Origin of the sequence: Clostridium sp. DFI.5.61, assembly GCF_024462915.1 — a bacterium.
Classification (GTDB): Bacteria; Bacillota; Clostridia; order Oscillospirales; family Oscillospiraceae; genus Lawsonibacter; species Lawsonibacter asaccharolyticus.
In genome coordinates this window covers 45,887-62,098 of the sequence record NZ_JANGBZ010000013.1, presented here as the reverse complement: position 1 = coordinate 62,098, position 16,212 = coordinate 45,887, and the positions used below count along the sequence as shown (strand labels likewise).

The 16,212-nt window shown below is 48.7% G+C and carries 22 protein-coding genes and 1 tRNA gene; 2 read left to right on the top strand and 21 right to left on the bottom strand.

The window, feature by feature from the left end; translation table 11 throughout:
- Positions 1-93 precede the first annotated feature (93 nt).
- From NE584_RS08770 to NE584_RS08740, 7 genes are all read right to left on the bottom strand, one after another.
- Positions 94-336, bottom strand: a complete 243-nt coding sequence (locus NE584_RS08770; RefSeq protein WP_256182637.1) for a DUF6061 family protein — start codon at positions 334-336, stop codon at positions 94-96.
- 20 nt (positions 337-356) lie between these two features.
- Positions 357-1,487 carry a plasmid recombination protein gene (locus tag NE584_RS08765; RefSeq protein WP_256182636.1) on the bottom strand — a complete coding sequence of 377 codons (1,131 nt, stop codon included), beginning with the start codon at positions 1,485-1,487 and terminating at the stop codon, positions 357-359.
- Positions 1,488-1,759: 272 nt separating this feature from the next.
- Positions 1,760-1,993: a complexin-2 gene (locus NE584_RS08760; protein WP_256182635.1), complete on the bottom strand. Its 234-nt coding sequence runs from the start codon at positions 1,991-1,993 to the stop codon at positions 1,760-1,762.
- 88 nt (positions 1,994-2,081) lie between these two features.
- Positions 2,082-3,236 (bottom strand): AAA family ATPase, encoded by a 1,155-nt coding sequence (locus tag NE584_RS08755; protein ID WP_256182634.1) that lies wholly within the window; start codon positions 3,234-3,236, stop codon positions 2,082-2,084.
- Positions 3,229-3,561: a hypothetical protein gene (locus NE584_RS08750; RefSeq protein WP_256182633.1), complete on the bottom strand. Its 333-nt coding sequence runs from the start codon at positions 3,559-3,561 to the stop codon at positions 3,229-3,231. Before NE584_RS08750 ends, NE584_RS08755 begins: the two co-directional genes overlap by 8 nt.
- A gap of 5 nt (positions 3,562-3,566) precedes the next feature.
- A complete protein-coding gene (locus tag NE584_RS08745; RefSeq protein ID WP_256182632.1) occupies positions 3,567-4,643 on the bottom strand; it encodes a site-specific integrase in 1,077 nt (358 codons plus the stop codon).
- Positions 4,630-4,830, bottom strand: a complete 201-nt coding sequence (locus NE584_RS08740) for a LysR family transcriptional regulator (protein WP_256182631.1) — start codon at positions 4,828-4,830, stop codon at positions 4,630-4,632. The genes NE584_RS08745 and NE584_RS08740 overlap by 14 nt, the downstream gene beginning before the upstream one ends.
- A gap of 183 nt (positions 4,831-5,013) precedes the next feature.
- On the opposite strand from NE584_RS08740, the gene NE584_RS08735 reads away from it, so the two are divergent.
- Positions 5,014-5,538: a helix-turn-helix domain-containing protein gene (locus NE584_RS08735; RefSeq protein ID WP_256182630.1), complete on the top strand. Its 525-nt coding sequence runs from the start codon at positions 5,014-5,016 to the stop codon at positions 5,536-5,538.
- 219 nt (positions 5,539-5,757) lie between these two features.
- Here the strand turns inward: NE584_RS08735 and guaA are convergent, their stop codons facing one another.
- Complete coding sequence (guaA, locus tag NE584_RS08730) at positions 5,758-7,047, bottom strand: glutamine-hydrolyzing GMP synthase (protein WP_108979409.1); 1,290 nt, start codon at positions 7,045-7,047, stop codon at positions 5,758-5,760.
- Between the two features lie 315 nt (positions 7,048-7,362).
- Between guaA and NE584_RS08725 the strand changes: the two genes are divergently transcribed.
- Positions 7,363-7,438 (top strand) — tRNA-Ala (locus tag NE584_RS08725).
- Between the two features lie 93 nt (positions 7,439-7,531).
- On the opposite strand, the gene NE584_RS08720 is transcribed toward NE584_RS08725, so the two are convergent.
- The 13 genes from NE584_RS08720 to NE584_RS08665 form a co-directional block, all read right to left on the bottom strand.
- Positions 7,532-7,735, bottom strand: a complete 204-nt coding sequence (locus tag NE584_RS08720) for a hypothetical protein (protein WP_256182629.1) — start codon at positions 7,733-7,735, stop codon at positions 7,532-7,534.
- Between the two features lie 2 nt (positions 7,736-7,737).
- Complete coding sequence (locus NE584_RS08715; protein ID WP_009259084.1) at positions 7,738-7,977, bottom strand: hypothetical protein; 240 nt, start codon at positions 7,975-7,977, stop codon at positions 7,738-7,740.
- Between the two features lie 11 nt (positions 7,978-7,988).
- On the bottom strand, positions 7,989-8,849 hold the full coding sequence (locus tag NE584_RS08710) for an SH3 domain-containing protein (protein WP_256182628.1): 861 nt from the start codon (positions 8,847-8,849) through the stop codon (positions 7,989-7,991).
- A 3-nt stretch (positions 8,850-8,852) separates the two neighbouring features.
- Positions 8,853-9,062: a hypothetical protein gene (locus NE584_RS08705; RefSeq protein ID WP_172697271.1), complete on the bottom strand. Its 210-nt coding sequence runs from the start codon at positions 9,060-9,062 to the stop codon at positions 8,853-8,855.
- Positions 9,063-9,233: 171 nt separating this feature from the next.
- Positions 9,234-9,494 (bottom strand): hypothetical protein, encoded by a 261-nt coding sequence (locus tag NE584_RS08700; RefSeq protein ID WP_172697272.1) that lies wholly within the window; start codon positions 9,492-9,494, stop codon positions 9,234-9,236.
- On the bottom strand, positions 9,491-9,949 hold the full coding sequence (locus NE584_RS08695; protein WP_172697273.1) for a hypothetical protein: 459 nt from the start codon (positions 9,947-9,949) through the stop codon (positions 9,491-9,493). The genes NE584_RS08700 and NE584_RS08695 overlap by 4 nt, the downstream gene beginning before the upstream one ends.
- Positions 9,946-10,131 (bottom strand): hypothetical protein, encoded by a 186-nt coding sequence (locus tag NE584_RS08690; protein WP_172697274.1) that lies wholly within the window; start codon positions 10,129-10,131, stop codon positions 9,946-9,948. The genes NE584_RS08695 and NE584_RS08690 overlap by 4 nt, the downstream gene beginning before the upstream one ends.
- Before the next feature lie 43 nt (positions 10,132-10,174).
- Positions 10,175-11,119, bottom strand: a complete 945-nt coding sequence (locus tag NE584_RS08685; protein ID WP_256182627.1) for a reverse transcriptase domain-containing protein — start codon at positions 11,117-11,119, stop codon at positions 10,175-10,177.
- A 499-nt stretch (positions 11,120-11,618) separates the two neighbouring features.
- Entirely contained in the window at positions 11,619-11,816 is a 198-nt protein-coding gene (locus NE584_RS19865) for a DUF6273 domain-containing protein (RefSeq protein WP_226907575.1), read from the bottom strand.
- Positions 11,817-11,826: 10 nt separating this feature from the next.
- Complete coding sequence (locus NE584_RS08680; RefSeq protein ID WP_256182626.1) at positions 11,827-12,255, bottom strand: hypothetical protein; 429 nt, start codon at positions 12,253-12,255, stop codon at positions 11,827-11,829.
- A gap of 51 nt (positions 12,256-12,306) precedes the next feature.
- Entirely contained in the window at positions 12,307-13,455 is a 1,149-nt protein-coding gene (locus tag NE584_RS08675) for a DUF6273 domain-containing protein (protein WP_256182625.1), read from the bottom strand.
- Between the two features lie 15 nt (positions 13,456-13,470).
- Positions 13,471-13,959, bottom strand: a complete 489-nt coding sequence (locus tag NE584_RS08670) for a hypothetical protein (RefSeq protein WP_256182624.1) — start codon at positions 13,957-13,959, stop codon at positions 13,471-13,473.
- Positions 13,956-16,205, bottom strand: coding sequence for a hypothetical protein (locus NE584_RS08665; protein WP_256182623.1), 2,250 nt, complete (start codon positions 16,203-16,205; stop codon positions 13,956-13,958). Before NE584_RS08665 ends, NE584_RS08670 begins: the two co-directional genes overlap by 4 nt.
- Positions 16,206-16,212 lie beyond the last annotated feature (7 nt).

Below are 16,212 nucleotides of genomic sequence, written 5' to 3'. Positions count from 1 at the left end.
TGTCTATATTATATTCTTCAAATCGAAGTTTGTCAATATGTTTGCGTAAAAAATAGTTGCTGCCCCTATATCAGAGCAGCAACCACTTGATGTTTAATCCAATGATACATATTCAGTCACGGTTTTCAGATAAATTTCCGGATTACCATTCAGTATCAGTTCCGTATACGCCACCGTATCGTTGTAGATTAGATAGTCCAGCTCAGACCGCTGATACATATTGTCGGCAATCTCATTCTCCACTCCGGTACAATCAATGGAGGACATACTGCCATCAAAAAATTTCAGTTCTACACAACCGGTATCCATATTGAAATTACATGACATAATTTTCATTTCACTTGCCTCCATATTCCTTATCTACTACCGTCTCTTGCTTGGTTTTGCGATTTGCTCTTAGAAAAATATGTCCACAGATTGTTCCGAGAAATCACCTCTTCATAGGTGCGGATTTTTCGGCGGAGATAGTTGTTGTCCTGTTCCAGTTCTGTTGTACGAAGCTGCCCACGGGTGGATCTGTATTGTGCCAACTCTCCCTTCACAGAATCCAGTTCTGCAACCAGGGATTCAACCTTTGCCTTCAAATCAGAAATGGTTTTCTTTGCCTCTTTGAGGAGTTTTTTCAGCTTGCTTTCCTGCTTCTCCTGCACCACAAATTTCTGAGCTGCCGTGACAAGATTTTGAAAATCCTCTTTGTCAACTGCAACCTTAGAAGTTAACGGAAGTGGTTTCATTTCAATCTGCTCCACTGCCTTGATAGAAACCTGCTTTTGCTGTACACGCTCGATACTCTGCTCCAGTTCGGCAAGCTCCTCTTTGCGCTTTTCACGCTTAAACTCCAGAACACTCAGATGCTCCTTGTGTTCGCCTTTCTGCTCCCATTCAATACCATGCTCCAGCATAATCTCCGCAAGAGATTCTTTCTCTTTCTGCACCCAGAGATCACGCTCTGTCAGAGAACGCCCTTCACCGATGATGCCCTGATCGGCAAGTGCCTGTTTCAGTGATACACGGGTAGATAGCCCTCGTTTGCTTCCGGTAGTAAATGGGATAAAGTCGATGTGCAGATGTGGTGTTGCCTCATCCATATGAAGATGTGCAGAGTATACATGAAGCTGTGGATTGCGTTCCAGAAAGCTGTGATAGAACTTATCCAAAATCTCTTTTGCAAGTGCACCATTCTCGCTGGCAGCCCCCATATCATCTTTGTTTCCTACTTGAAAAATCACTTCGTAAAAAGGTTTTTCTTGATCTCCGTTACAGATTTTTTCGTAATAGTTTTCGATGCGGCGGTCTTTTCGTTTTTGCTTGGCATTGTATTCAGCCTGCGCTTCATCAAACAACTCATGGTACGCCTGCTCAATAGGTGTATAGCAATATTCGATGTTCAGATGTGTTCGTGTCTGATCAACATTTTCTGCGATATAGGTGCGGCGATTATGGGCAACTACACCATCACCGGACATTGCACTGATTGTTCGTTTCATCACTATCACCTCCAATTCAGAACTACTTGATCGGGTTTTCTTTTACCGCTGCGGCGGAGGTTTTGTTACTTTTGCCAAAAGTAACGCAAAAGCACTTTCGACAGCCGTTCCGTCCATCAAAAGCTGCTGTTGCGCCCTGCCGGGGGCTTTTCTGCCTGCGGCAGTCCCTCTCGACACCTGCACGGTTTCGCCGGGCGGCAGCTTCCACCTTTCCCTTATCTGCCATTCACAGGAGCGTGCCACGCTCCTGTCTATTGCCGACAAAGGGAAATTTACCATCGGAAACTCTTAGGCACGCCTCGTCTGTCCAAATATTCCAGCCTTGCCTGCTCTCGTTCTTCCTCGGTTGGTGCGGTCTTATATTTCACATACAACTCATGCCGCACCATAGCATCCAGTTTTTCTTCCAGACCTTGCCAGATGTCCTCTGCATAATCATCTTCCTGAACAAGGTGATAATGCAAAAGGTCAATAAACAGATCATAGGGTATTTGTACATTCTTCATTTCCTATCCCTTCCTTTCCGTGACGGTCGTGACGATGGTGACGGTGTTTTACATACCATCAAAATCACCGTCACGACCGACACTATCGTCACGCTTTTTCCGAAACAGGTGTCAGCGTAATCTTTCTCCCTGCATGGGTACGGGTATTTTCATACTGGATATTATGCTCCAATAGCAATCGCCCCGAGTTGACATTCAAATGCTTTGTCAGGGTGTTGGGCTGCATATCAATTTGCAGGAAAGAAACCAGCTCTGTAGGGCTGCCGCACCAAACTTCTGTTACCATCTTTGCTACCGTTTCCAAAACCGGGTTAGGCGGCTCTTTGTGCAGTTCATTTTCCAATCTCTCCAGATTCCAGATTTGGGTCTGCGGGTCTTTCTTCAAGTAAAGGATCTGGTCTTGCTGATCACGCCCCACGACCTTGACAGTAGCATCCAGTCCCGTGCGTTTTTTCTTCTGCATCAGCAGCGAACCATCCGCACATCCCAGCAATCCCGTGGTTCCGGAAATTGTCTCAAAGGAATCGTCTGCCTGCTGCTTCCGGGTGTGGTGGACGGTCAGCACACAGATACCGTGTTGATCGGCAAACTGCTTAATCTTGCCAATGATTTCATAATCACTGGCGTAGCTGTACGCTTCTCCGCCAACTTCCCGAATCTTCTGCATGGTATCAATAATAATGAGATTGGTGTCAGAGTGTTCTCGTATAAAGTTTTCCAGTTGTTCATCCAGTCCATTTCCAATCTTTCCGGCAGTAGTGGCAAAGTGAAGGTTGGGGGTATCCTCTACACCGTACATCATAAACATACGGCTCTGGATACGCTGAAAATCATCTTCCAGCGCAAGGTAGAGAACTGTTCCCTGATGGACTTTATATCCCCACAAATCCTGTCCGGTACTGACATGGTAGGCGATTTGAGCCACCATAAAGGACTTACCGATTTTTGGTGCCCCTGCAAGGATATATGCCCCAGCATAGAGCAGCCCCTCGATAATGGGCGGTCTGCTGGTATAACTTGTCTGGAAAAGTTCTGTCAGGGTAATGGTATGCAGGTAACGAGGATCGGTGAGCCGCTGCATTCTTCGGCACATTTCCTCAAAGCTTTCTTCGGAATTTTCAGTGGGATCATTGATTTTCAGATTGGAAGTGGGTATAATACTGTCAGTGGTTTTTTGAATTGACTGCCTCTCATCTGCGCCAACAGATGTGTTCAGGGCAGTCTTTTCTATTTTATCAGTCATTTTCATTTTCTCCTTTCAGTCCCTGCATGGTGATAGCGATCAGGTCGATGGTAGACAGCAGCTCTTCCGGGATATTCTCTCCCGTAGCGATGCGTTCAAGCTCTGCGAGAATCGCTGCCATCTGGGTTTTCAGGGCTTTGTGAACCCTTGGGTTCGGCTGCACCACCACTTCACGCCCCATACACTTGCGGTAACAGTATTCCTGCTTTGGAAGTCCCGACAGGGCTACTGCTCGGTTCAGTTCCTCCTGCTCTTCCGGTGAAACTCGAAATCCTACAGTAATGCTGCGGAAGCGGTTGTGTTTGTCTACATTTTTTGCTGACATTAAAATCACTCTCCTTTGTTCATGTCATTTAGTTTACTTGCCATTTCTTTTTGCTTGGAAGGGAACAGGTGCGCATATCGGTAAGTGATTTCCACACTTTTGTGACCTACACGATTGGCTATGGCTACTGCTGAAAAGCCCATATCAATCAGAAGGCTAATATGGCTATGACGCAAATCGTGTATCCTGATGCGCTTAACTCCGGCTACTTTTGCTCCTCTGTCCATTTCTCTGTGGAGATAGCTCTTGTTAATGGTGAAAATGCGATCTTTCTTTTTCAGTCCATACTGCATCCCGAAAAACTCCTTCATCTCCTCACAGAGGAACTCAGGCATCTGAATGGTACGGTTGCTTTGTTTGGTCTTAGGTGGTGTGATCACATCCTTTCCATTCAATCTCTGATAGGTCTTGTTAATTTTCACCGTTCCCCGCTCAAAGTCAAAGTCTGCCGGAGTGAGAGCCAACAATTCGCCCTCACGGACGCCTGTCCAATAAAGCATCTGGAAGGCATAGTAGGATATAGGCCTGTCCATCATTACCTCAGCAAATTTCTGATACTCCTCTTTTGTCCAAAACAACATTTCCTTACTTTCCTCACTCCCCATATTTCCAGCTTTCGCAGCCGGGTTGGATCGCAGGTCATAAAATCGTACTGCGTGGTTAAAAATAGCAGATAGTTGATTATGAAGCGTTTTAAGATAGGTTGGGGAATAGGGCTTGTGCTTCTCGTCTCGATAGGCAAGCAGCTCATTTTGCCAGGCAATCACATCCTTTGTGACAATCTCATTGATTTTTCGATTGCCAAAGTAGGGAACGATTTTGTTTTGGATAATGTTGTTCTTCGTTTGCCAAGTGCTCTCTTTCAGCCTTGCTTTCAGGTCATTGGTATAAATCTCAACAAAGGCTTCAAAGCTCATGTTCAAGTTTCCGGAACTCTGCTGCTTGAACTTTTCCTCCCATTCCAGTGCTTCACGGCGGGTGCTGAAACCACGCTTACACTTCTGCTTGCGCTCTCCTGTCCAGTCTGTATACTGTGTGACTACATACCACGAACCACTGTCTTTGTTCTTATATGCCGGCATCTTCTTCCTTCCTTTCTGCTCCATAGAGCCTTTCGTTGAAATACTGACGGTTGAGGCGTCCCGAAACGGTAACAAAACCTTTCGCTTCCAATTCTTCGTTAAGCTGGTGCATAATCTTGTATGCGTGGCTTATTGAAATGTCAAGTTCTCTGGCTACCTCATCTACTCGTATAAATTTCTTTTCCATAAGAATCCTCCTCTCTACATATTAAACAGATTAGTTTAAGTCTGTGTTCTTAGTATACTAAGCAAATTCCGTTATGTCAATAGGCTTTCGAGAAAATATTAAACTTTTTTATTTAGGTTATCTTGACATTCACTAAACATTTATGCTATGCTTGTGTCAACAACTCAAAAGGAGCGAAAGTCTATGGCAATCGGTGAAAGAATCCGTTTTATCCGTAATCTGCGTGGTATGACACAAAAATGGCTTGGTCAGGCTGTGGGGTTTCCTCAAAAGACCGCTGATATTCGCATGGCTCAGTACGAGTCTGGCTCCAGAACTCCCAAAGATGATCTGGTAAAATCTCTTGCAGATGTCCTGGAGGTTTCTCCATTGGCGCTGAAAGTCCCCGATATTGACAGTGATCTTGGCTTTATCCATACTCTGTTTGCCATTGAGGACATTCATGGCATAAGAGTAGAAAAGCAAGGTGAGGAAATACATATCGTCTTTGACGGCAGCAAGCGAACAATGAATGAATCCATTTTCAAAATGCTGTCTGCATGGGCTGACCAGGCTGAAAAGCTCAAAGCAGGTGAAATCAGCAAGGAGCAGTATGACCATTGGCGTTATACCTTCCCGGCAGAGGACACCACCCAGCGTTGGGCTAAAGTTCCCTCGCAGGAACTCAGCGATCTGCTTATCAATGCCTTGAAAGAGGACGCAGAATAACTGAAAAAAGAACGACAAAAAGCCCGTACTGACATCCCATCAGTACGGGCTTACTTGTTAATATGGATATTTGTGAGAAATAAGAAATTATTCTTTACTCACAAACCACTTGAAGCACAGAATAATTGCACTTCAGTGGAATCTTATCAAAACCTTATCAGAACACGGGAACGAAGTCAGGAAAGCCTTGATATTACTGGCTTTTTCGGATTTTTCGTTTTATTCCCACTCAATCGTTCCAGAGGGCTTCGGTGTCAGGTCATAGAGCACACGGTTGACTCCCTTGACCTCGGAGGTGATGCGGGCGGTGATCTTTTGTAGCAGGGCAAAGGGCACATCCTCTACCGTGGCAGTCATGGCGTCCACGGTATTCACCGCACGGAGGATCACAGGCCAGTCAAAGGTGCGCACGCCGTCCCGTACGCCTACGGACTTGAAATCAGGCACCACGGTGAAGTACTGCCAGACCCTTCCCTGGAGCCCGGCGGCAGCAAACTCCTCCCGTAGGATGGCGTCGGATTCCCGAACGGCCTCCAGGCGGTCACGGGTGATGGCGCCCAGACAGCGCACGCCCAGACCCGGTCCGGGGAAGGGCTGGCGGTACACCATGGAATCGGGCAGGCCCAGAGCCTTGCCACAGGCCCGGACCTCATCCTTGAAGAGCATCTTCAGAGGCTCCACCAGCTCGAATTTCAGATCCTCCGGCAGGCCGCCTACGTTGTGGTGGCTCTTGACCGCCTTGACGGTCTTGGTGCCGGACTCGATAATGTCGGGGTAGATGGTACCCTGGGCCAGGAATTCGATGCCCTCCAGCTTACGGGCCTCCTCCTCAAACACTCGGATGAACTCCGTGCCGATGATCTTGCGTTTCTGCTCAGGATCAGCTGCGCCGGCCAGTTTATCCAGGAAGCGATCCACTGCGTCCACATAGATCAGGTTGGCGTCCATCTGATGGCGGAACACCTCCACCACCTGTTCTGGCTCGCCCTTGCGCAGCAGCCCGTGGTTGACGTGGACACAGGTGAGCTGTTTGCCGATGGCGCGAATCAAAAGGGCAGCCACTACGGAGGAGTCCACACCGCCGGAGAGGGCCAGCAGGACCTTCCGGTCTCCGACTTGCTGCCGGATCAGCTCCACCTGGTCGGCAATGAAGTTCTCCATATTCCAATTGGGCTGGGCGCCGCACACACCGAACACGAAATTGGAGAGGGCCTGCTTGCGTTCCTCCTCATCGCTGGGCCAGGGCTGATCACCCTTGTGGTCGGCCAGAAGGACGGGGACATCGTGGTTGTAGATCTCCTTGGCGGCGTCGATCTCAACACCGTCCACCACCCGGTTGGGGCCGCCGTTTAGGATGATCCCCTTCACGTTGGGGAGGGCCTTGACCTCCTCCAGTGTGATATCGTGGGGGTGGATTTCGCTGTAAACGCCTAGAGCGCGGATCTCACGGGCCAGACGGGGGTTTTCCTCGCTGCCAAGATCGAGAATAAGGATCATGTCCTGTTTCATTTTGGTACCTCCACTTCTTGTTGAATGATGCCTCTATCCTACCACAACAGACGCCGGGCCATCAATAGAAAAATAGAAAAAAGGCGGATCTTGCGGGAGAGGAGAAAAGCGGGGGAAGGGCGGCTCAGCGCCGGAGAGCAAAGACGCCAGAACGGGTGGGGCAGAACCGGGGAGACTCAGTCGGACGTGTGACGTGTGTTGTATCTGGCCTGTGTATCCCGGCTCTAAGAAATATTTTGCAATAAAATTGGCGGAAGCCCTTGACAAAGGTAAGTGCGTCTGCTAAAATAACCTCTGCCCTGTGAGGCACAATATGGGGGTATAGCTCAGCTGGGAGAGCGCTTGAATGGCATTCAAGAGGTCAGCGGTTCGATCCCGCTTATCTCCACCATTGAGCGCATATCCGAACCCTACATTGTATGGGGAAAGATATTCGTTCAAACAAAAAGACACCCTTTACCATAACGGTAGAGGGTGTCTTCCTTTATTCTCCGGTGAAACCGTTCGCTTTGGCACATTTCAGCGCACCCAAAATCATTTTGTCCTGCGCCAATGTCCGTTGCTTGATCTCGTAGATAGGTGTCCCACAGTGTCCATCCCATTCCACAATCTGTTTTCTGTCATGGACTACCACACCCTCATAGAGATTTATCAGCTTGTCCAGCGTCAAATCCTTTAATGTCTGCATGATTACCCTGCACTTTCATCAGAAGATTTGTCTTTGATTTTGATACCAAAGAGCAAGGCAAGCTCCACCGTCCACGCAGAGAACCAGGCCACCGTCAGTTCCGATGAAATCATGTGGTCGTGGAAATTGGCAACCAGAACAGCGATTGTGTACCAGAACAGATTGAACATGGAGAAGACTGTGAAAAGAGTACGCTTCTTCACCTTCTTTTTCGGCTTCGTGGCAACTCGCTTGCCGCTCATTGATACCACCCTCACTTTTTCAAATAGGCCGCAGAACAGAACCCGGTATAGGTCACTCGCTTGTAGGTGAACTTGACATAGAGCCACTTTACGCCATTGACCACCGTATAGTAACCATAATTCTTGACCACAGTTCCTTTCGGAATGGTAGTCAAAACCTTATGCTCCGTACCAGCAGCGTTACGAACATTCAGGGAGCTTGCTGTCACTTTGTAGGAGCCAGCCACAGCCTTGTTAAAGGATTTGGCAGTACCGGTGGCCTTGACCTCGGTAACGGGTGCGGGAACAACCGTATCAGGCTCAGGTGGCTTTACGGAAGGAGCCTTATCGTATTCCACATAAGGAATGTGACCATGCTTCTTCCAGGTGCGGGTATTGTACCCGGCTTTGGAGCCGATGTTGCCCACCGCCGTGATCTGCACACAGTTCTTCCACTTAGGCGTACACTCGACAGCCAGACCGTCACCGATGTAGATACCGATGTGGCCGGTAGTCCATACCACCTCACCGGGTTCCATGTCGGCCCAACCAGTGGCAGAAGCGTCAGGACACTTGGTAATCATCTGGTCGGCCCCAATGTCTGGTACACCGTTGGAAGCGTACTTCGCCCCTCCGTAGGTCTTACTCTTGTCGCCGCACCAGCCCCACAGAATACCCTTGATAAGACACACGCAGTCAAACCCAAAGGTGTCCTCGGAAGCGGCGTTAATCATCTTCAAACGGGCCGTAGCTTTGTTGTAGGAATGATTGGTGGTGTACCGTTTCTTGTTGGCCGTAGTCAGGGGTGCGCCAAAACACCCCATGACATACAGCGTCTTATCGTTCTTCGCAATGTCTATGGCCTTACCGACCAGCTCACTTGCTTTCATCATGGCTTACTTGCCTCCCTTGTTATCATCCAAAAGCTCCTGCGTCTTCTGGCTCTGAGTGCCGAAGTAAAATGCAATGATGACGGCATAAATGGTCATGAAGTCCTGACTGATCTGGTTGGTGCAAGCCATAAAAGCGAACACGCCGGTCAGTACAAGGGTCACAAGGGACTTGACGGACAGCAGATTAGACAGACGCTTGATGATAGTTTCCATGGTACTTCTCCTTTCTATTTTGGTGAGTTTAGTGACCCATTTTCGATTTTTACCATAAACTCTCTTATAGGGACGCTCTCTAAGGGGACTTTATAGCAAAAACTTAAAATCATTCACTAAACTCACTATTGGTCACTGAAAATAATTAGTAGATACACTGAAAATGTTCAGTCAAACAGGCTTGTGAAACTCTTCCAGGTCGGAAATGCGGTGGTTAATGACCTTGATTTGCTCTTCAACCACGGGCATACGCTTGGCAAAATTGTTGTGTTCCCGGACTTCACGGGTGAGGTCTTCCAGCTTCGTTTCCGTAACCGCTTGCTGCCTGTCCAGTTTGGCGTTCATGGCCTGAGTGGTCTTGTTGCTGGAATAGATGGTGCCAAGCAGAGCCAGCCCACCCGTGATAATAGCTACAATGATTGCCTCCGTCATTCCACTACCTCCCAAGCCTGAGAATAATCAGTGGGGGAGAAGTTGGTATCTTGCTTACAGAGGTACACTTTCCCGTCCGTGAAGATCATGTACTCACCAGTACGGTACATATCATGTGCGCCCTGAACGGGGACAAAAGGCCGAGCGGTTTCCTTTGTCTTACCATGCAGAGGCCGATTGAAGGTGTACCAGGAGGGGTCGCCGGGAATAAGGCTTGGATAGGAGGCATTGTCGTAAGCCTGATAGCACTCCCAAGTCTGCTCCCACTCATTGCCCAAGCTGTCCCCGGCATGGGTATTATAGATTTCGCCCTTGGCGTGGTTTCCAGCCTCCCAATCAGGGTACAATCCTGCGGCCCTGATTTTCTGGTCATCCTTCGTTACGGTTTCCCCAGCCAGACTTAACTTTGACACATAGATTGCACTCGCCAATGCGTCCAACATCTTCTTATTCATAACGCAAGCCCTCTCTCAATCGCCGCCGCAATAGCGTCTACTTCCTCCTGCTCCGCTTTTCTCTGTATGATTGCCTCCTGCTCTTTCTGGTAGGCAATCTCGCTGATTTCGGTCACTACAACACTCTCTGTACCGTCCAACTCGTCCCTACCTTCTACATGGTACACGGTGCCCTCAATCACGACACCCTGAGCCTCCTGCTCACTACACAGGCCATAGCTGCCGTTATCCTGCTTTTTGACCCAAACAGGGTTCGTAACTGTTGCCAGTACAATTTCTCCTTTGAACATTCGATACATTTCTTTCCCAACCTTTCTTGTTCGGATAGAACCCAAACATAGATTTGAAATACTGATTGGTTCGCTCTTTTACCTTATAACTGTTGCCTCGCATCATGTGGCCGTTATAGCTGTCCACTGAATTGCGAATATCAGCCAGGGTCATTTCACCCATCTGCCATTTTCGGTAAAAAGAACGGAGTTTGCGCCGGATGATTTTGGTAGAAGCCGGGTTCATCTTCAAGATCACCTTCCCCTGCGGTGTGACGATGAACTTGGTCTTCAACCATCGGTAGAAGTCCACCAGAGGAACAACCTTGGTTTTCTTCCAGTTGAGCCGGAGTCCAAGGTGCCGAGTGACCTCTTCCAATCCCAACATACATTCGCCCTTTAGATAATCCAGGTTTTCGTGAATGGCGTAGCCGTCATCCATATACCGGGCATATCCCTCAATCCCCAGGACTTCTTTGAAATAATGGTCAAGCGGACTCGGCAACAACAGAGCATTTGTCTGACTGATCTGACTGCCCAGGCCAAGCCCTACCGGGCCAAAATCCGCAATGAAGCTGTTGTGTAAAGCCCGAATACGGTCATCGTGGAGCCGCCTTTCCGCTTCCGCCAGCAGGGGTTCATGGGGAGCGTCATCGAAGAAGCTCTTGAAGTCATAGATCAAGATACCACCAGCCAGACCATGCTTGCGAAAATGCCGTTCCAAGTGATAGACCATCCGCCGTAAGGCAAAGTCCATTCCTCGGTGCTTCAAACTGGCGGAGTTGTCGTAGATGAAAGAGGCGGAGTAGATTGGCACAATGCAGTAATCACATAGGCATTTCTGGACTGTCCGCTCCGAGATATGAACAGAGCGAATATGCCGTTTCTTGCCACGCTCCATGATGTAGAACTCATGGAAGCCTCGGTGAATAAAGGTGCCATTTCTCAGGGATAATAGGGTTTCAGAGATATTTGGGATAAGATTGCTGATATACCTTTGTGTAGAACTTTTCCAGTACACTCCTTTACAGCACTTTTTCGCAGAGAGATATAGATGCCGGAACGAAAAGACTTCATCAAAATCTCCACAGGCCATACTTCGCTTTAGACGGGCCTCGTCCCTCTTTGCTTTCCTGCGTTGATAACGGATTTCCCTTCGTTCCTCACTCGTCATAAAAAGGGGTTCCCTCCGTACAGTATTATTGTGGGGTACGGGTTCTAACTGCATAGTAGTACCAGCCATGAAATGAGCTACCGTACAATCGCTCACCATGCAAGCAGCGTCCGGCTGACTACATCGGAAGTTCCCGTTGCCGGAAAGGGTATATTTCAAACGATATACCCGGAAGTTTTAGCCTTTCGGCAGGGTACAAGCCCTCCTTCTGCAAAGGGTACTGATTTCACCCAACGGGGTTACTACGACTGACCCATACGAAGTTGCAGAAGCCGAAGGACACGCCATTAGAGTTGTTGGCGTTGTTATTGTTGGCGTTTCCCGAACTGTTCACATTGCAAAAATTGTTGGTGTTGCCGCTATTAGGCGAACGCTCCCACCAGTTGTTCGCAGAACAATAAACGGATGACAGGACTTGACCCATATCTGAAAACTTACACCGGGAGGTCTTTATACCTCTCGCTGTCAGCTTTCTTCACTTTTGCGATCAGCTTCGCTTCCTCTTTGATGTACTCTCCGAACTCCTGCATGGCGTGGTCAATCCACGGGCATTTTTCCGGGTTTTGAAGAATAGCGTCATAGAGTAAGGTCAGCTTTGGACTGAGATTTTGGAGGGCAATATTGGCTTTTGTCAGGCAGTCCCGGCGCATTTGCGCTTCATGCTGGTTTCTCGGATAGATATTGTTTGCCGCCCGAACCTCGTCATGAACCGTGGTAGCAAGAGCCATGAGCTTGTAAAGGAGATAAGGGCCGTACCGCTTAGGAGCCTTGGTGACAACGGAAAAAGTGTGAGCTTCCAGTTTTCTTGCGGTTTCGATGAACTGCATTGGGCTTTCTCCCCGTTTAGATTTGATGACTGACATAATTACCCTCCTATACCGCCCCTTACGGGGCGGGATTTCGCAGATATTGGATTAAACGCAGAAGCCGAAGGACACGCCACGAGAGTAGCTGGCGCTGTAATTGCCGGCGCTTCCCGAACTGTCCACATAGCAAAAACCGTTGGTGCCGCCGCTACGAGGCGAACGCTCCCACCAGGTGTTCGCAGAACCGTTGACCTTCTTAATTCTGGTGTTCCCGGCCTTGTACCAAGCGTACTGTGCACCCTCACCGGCTACCGAGTAAGAGGTCGTGCCAAAAATCTCAATTTCGGACAACAGAAACAGGTCATCATTGGTGGTCTGCGTACCGCTGGAACTTCCGCCACCAGTGCCGGATTTTTTCTTGACGGTCTTGATGACATTCCGAAGAGCTGCCGGAAGTTGGCCCTTATAGGTAGCCATTTTGGTTCTCATGGCAGAGCCGTTCCAACCTCCGGTATTGGTGTTACTGCTATTCATCTGTTCCGTCTGATTGAGGCAGTCCACAAGCTGGAATGTCATGGGAGCCTTACCACCAGATACTTTATCGTCATGGTTAAAATCAATAATCTGTACCTCGTAGTTAGTTCCGCCGATGTTTACAGTCTTTGTATCTCCCACCTTGAAGAATTTTTCCGCCATACCCAGGCGACCACAAATCTCAATATCTTCCCAATCGGTATCGTTCAGGGTAGCTCCGATCTCGAAGGGATAGACATAGACGATACCAATGACTTCCAGAGTCCAAGTCCGAGTTTTCTGAGAGCCGCCAAAGGTGTACTTAATACTCCAATCGCCCAATTCGGCAGGGTAGAGAACCGCTTCACCACTGGACACCTGAGCGGTCAGGACTTTACTCCTCTTACTCATTGTGACCTGGGTTCCGTTGTCTGCGATCACATGAACCTCAGCGGGAGAACCCTTCTGACTTAGGGCATACAGAGCGTCATTTACCGTAGGGTCTGCCTGGGTCAGTTCCAAGGCCGCTTTCGTGGTATCATTCAGCAAATTAGCTTTATTCAAAGCGGTGCCGATTTCATTGCACCCGGCGTTTTCCCCGGTTGTATCGGTATTCAACTGCACATCAAGGTAGCCTTGTCCGGCGAGAAGCTGTTCCCGCCATGCTTCAAAGGTTTCGGGCATATCAGAAGGGGCTTTGATAATGCTGGACTTTCCATTGCCCTTGATGCTGGTGTCTTTCATGCTATAAGTTCCTCCTTATTGTCCACAATACATCGTCCCGGAATAGCGGAACGCTGCGGTTGTCTGTGTAATTCGCTGGTCAATTATCCAAAGCAAAAACTCCATGTCATTTGCCGTCTGATAGGTCAATTTGTCCAGAGAGTTCGGCACAGACGGAGTATTGTCCGGCAGAGAGAGCTTTGCCCTCAATTTTGTCAGACAGCTTAGGAGATTTCTTACCTGGCTCTGTGTTGGGGTATCTCCCATGGCCCAATCTACCTTCGGGACAATGGAGCTATCATGAATGTCCAGCTTTTTCATTTGCTCTACCAGATAGGCGATTGCCTCTCCAAGCCGGTTGAAGTCCGTGTAGTTATAGGCACCTTTCATTCCGGCCAGATATTCAGCTTTTTCCTCAGCGGTGAGGGCGGCAAGCCCTCCCGTGAGGATTTTATTCTTTAGGGTATAAACCCGGTCTACATCGGCCTGTGTGCGGTTGTAGACAAGCTCATTGATAATACTCATATCAAGCCTTTCACCTTCATCTTTCCGCTCAGAGAGCCGTTAAAGGAGATTTCATCCACCAAGATCAGAGCGTCCATTTCATTGGTGTATCGGGTTTGCAGACCAATAATGTCGCCTACCTCCATCTCCGGGTTTCCACGATAATCTGCATCATAGGTGTTTCGCATTTGTAGATAATTCTTTACATGGTTTGCCAGAGCAAGGCACATACTGTCATTGGTGATTAAGGGATTTTCCTCCTTGTCTACCTCTCCGGTGAGAGCTACGGGGTAGGAAACGACCACCGAGTTCTCCTGCAAAGTCCGTCCGGTAATAGTTACGGTTTTGGTGCCGGAGGATAACACCAAATCCGCAGCTCTGGCGTAAATGTTGGAAGATACCAGCGTTCCGCCAGATACATTGATCTGAATATCTTGTGCAAGACCAGAGAACTCAACATGAAGCTCAGTTTCGGTGGTCGTTTCCTCGTAGAGATTGGTGGTACTATCACTGGCAGCGTAGGAGTACCGGGCCACGGTGACAGCTCTTAACTCGTCAATTTTGGAGATCGCCTGACTATTCTCTGCGATAGAAGAGAAATCCAGAGTGAAGTCAGTTTCCCGGTAATAGACCTTACTAACCCTCATTCTCCGATAAGGGAGTCCGCTCAGAAAAGACACCTCAATTTTGGTACAGTCAATCGCCAAGGAGGAAGACACAAACACCTCCACTGAATTGACCGGAACCGTCTGTGTGTCCAGCAGAATAGTGTCCTTGTAATACTTCACCTGAATAGAAGTGGGATATTCTTCCATAGGCGTATCAAAGCGGATAGCGACCACAGGAAGGTCATGTGACACATCAAAGGTTTTGGTAAAGACCGGGGCCATTGTAAATGTCCCTTCCGCATTGGTCATGGCTTCGCTGATATATCCTCTCCCATTGGGGTCATCATCAGGGATAATCACCTGATTACCGCCGTCCAGCGTCCACCGGTTCAACTCAAATACGGCATAAGTGTTCTCACTGGTATTGCCCTTGTCCACCGTTCCCCACTCGCTGTACCAGAGATGGCCGTTGTCAGCCCACTGGCCGCTGTAAATGCCAGTCACAGTCACACCGAAGGGTTTGATATGGATGATGTTGTCATCGTCCGTAAACAGGCGGCAACGGGCCGCATGAGCGATTAACTGCAAGCAATTCATGTGTGTGTCGATGGGAAGAGCCGCCGTAGTGAACATCTGCTTCAAGCTCTCGTCAATCTCCCATGGGTGTGTTCCCTGTTCCGTCATGGTCAAATCAGCGTCCAACAGAACTTCTTCTGCCATGGCAAATAGGCTTTTAGAACCAAGTTTGCTTTTGTAGAAGGTTTTCGTCAGACTTCCAATCAGACCGGTTCCGGTAAAGGTTGTTTGGTTATCCTTGGTAGTGGGCTTGCCGTTCAGCACATACCTGTCAGATTTAATCCACTCCACAGAGCCGTCCGGCAGCTCATAGCCGAATTGGATTTCAATGGGAGAGTTCTTATCCACATAAGCGTAGATGCCAGCCGGATTATCGGGGTCATAATTGTGTTCGTAGTCAATGATGGTGAACTCCATCGTTTCAGTTGGCAGTCTGCGGCTCAGAGGGTCAACATCATGCTTTTGTTGGGTGGAAATAATATCCTTGTTCACAAATTGCTTATTCAGGCCGTACAGAACCTCTTCCAGCCTGGGCCTCCGATATGGCAGAGCCATGTCGAAGGTGATCGTCACCTTGTCTACCTGGGCCGCTCTCGTGTTTATCACAACCTCTACGCCGGTCACAGGTACTACTTGGGTATCAACCAGGGCATTGCTCAGATAAAACCTTGCGGTGATCTGCAAGGGCCATTCCTGATACCGGGTATCAAAAGTCAGCGTCAGACCGGGGAAGGTGTGGGGAGTAGAGAACTGCCGGGTAATAACTGCTGGGGTGCTGAACGCTCCCTCAGCGTCACTCATGTGGTTGGACGCAAAACCGTCCTGCACCGTTCCACTGGTGGGAAGAATGAGAGCTTTACCATCCAATGCCCACCTATTTAATTCCAAAACGGCATAGGGACTCCCATACTGATAAGGATAATCCACCGTTTCAAATTCAGAAAAAGGTAGCTCCCCATTGCTTACCCACTCACCGTCCGTTGCGGCTGTTGTGTCCACATTTCCGAAGGTAATACGGACATAGGAGCGGTTGCGAAGGAGGCCACGCATACTCAACTTGTAAGCGTTACTTACAGATTTCATATCGGCC

Excerpts from the sequence above, each read along its gene's own strand:
- NE584_RS08770 (WP_256182637.1), bottom strand. The coding sequence starts at position 336 with ATGAAAATTATGTCATGTAATTTCAATATGGATACCGGTTGTGTAGAA.
- NE584_RS08765 (WP_256182636.1), bottom strand. The coding sequence starts at position 1,487 with ATGAAACGAACAATCAGTGCAATGTCCGGTGATGGTGTAGTTGCCCAT.
- NE584_RS08760 (WP_256182635.1), bottom strand. The coding sequence starts at position 1,993 with ATGAAGAATGTACAAATACCCTATGATCTGTTTATTGACCTTTTGCAT.
- NE584_RS08755 (WP_256182634.1), bottom strand. The coding sequence starts at position 3,236 with ATGACTGATAAAATAGAAAAGACTGCCCTGAACACATCTGTTGGCGCA.
- NE584_RS08750 (WP_256182633.1), bottom strand. The coding sequence starts at position 3,561 with ATGTCAGCAAAAAATGTAGACAAACACAACCGCTTCCGCAGCATTACT.
- NE584_RS08745 (WP_256182632.1), bottom strand. The coding sequence starts at position 4,643 with ATGCCGGCATATAAGAACAAAGACAGTGGTTCGTGGTATGTAGTCACA.
- NE584_RS08740 (WP_256182631.1), bottom strand. The coding sequence starts at position 4,830 with ATGGAAAAGAAATTTATACGAGTAGATGAGGTAGCCAGAGAACTTGAC.
- NE584_RS08735 (WP_256182630.1), top strand. The coding sequence starts at position 5,014 with ATGGCAATCGGTGAAAGAATCCGTTTTATCCGTAATCTGCGTGGTATG.
- guaA (WP_108979409.1), bottom strand. The coding sequence starts at position 7,047 with ATGAAACAGGACATGATCCTTATTCTCGATCTTGGCAGCGAGGAAAAC.
- NE584_RS08720 (WP_256182629.1), bottom strand. The coding sequence starts at position 7,735 with ATGCAGACATTAAAGGATTTGACGCTGGACAAGCTGATAAATCTCTAT.
- NE584_RS08715 (WP_009259084.1), bottom strand. The coding sequence starts at position 7,977 with ATGAGCGGCAAGCGAGTTGCCACGAAGCCGAAAAAGAAGGTGAAGAAG.
- NE584_RS08710 (WP_256182628.1), bottom strand. The coding sequence starts at position 8,849 with ATGATGAAAGCAAGTGAGCTGGTCGGTAAGGCCATAGACATTGCGAAG.
- NE584_RS08705 (WP_172697271.1), bottom strand. The coding sequence starts at position 9,062 with ATGGAAACTATCATCAAGCGTCTGTCTAATCTGCTGTCCGTCAAGTCC.
- NE584_RS08700 (WP_172697272.1), bottom strand. The coding sequence starts at position 9,494 with ATGACGGAGGCAATCATTGTAGCTATTATCACGGGTGGGCTGGCTCTG.
- NE584_RS08695 (WP_172697273.1), bottom strand. The coding sequence starts at position 9,949 with ATGAATAAGAAGATGTTGGACGCATTGGCGAGTGCAATCTATGTGTCA.
- NE584_RS08685 (WP_256182627.1), bottom strand. The coding sequence starts at position 11,119 with ATGGAGCGTGGCAAGAAACGGCATATTCGCTCTGTTCATATCTCGGAG.
- NE584_RS19865 (WP_226907575.1), bottom strand. The coding sequence starts at position 11,816 with ATGGGTCAAGTCCTGTCATCCGTTTATTGTTCTGCGAACAACTGGTGG.
- NE584_RS08680 (WP_256182626.1), bottom strand. The coding sequence starts at position 12,255 with ATGTCAGTCATCAAATCTAAACGGGGAGAAAGCCCAATGCAGTTCATC.
- NE584_RS08675 (WP_256182625.1), bottom strand. The coding sequence starts at position 13,455 with ATGAAAGACACCAGCATCAAGGGCAATGGAAAGTCCAGCATTATCAAA.
- NE584_RS08670 (WP_256182624.1), bottom strand. The coding sequence starts at position 13,959 with ATGAGTATTATCAATGAGCTTGTCTACAACCGCACACAGGCCGATGTA.
- NE584_RS08665 (WP_256182623.1), bottom strand. The coding sequence starts at position 16,205 with ATGAAATCTGTAAGTAACGCTTACAAGTTGAGTATGCGTGGCCTCCTT.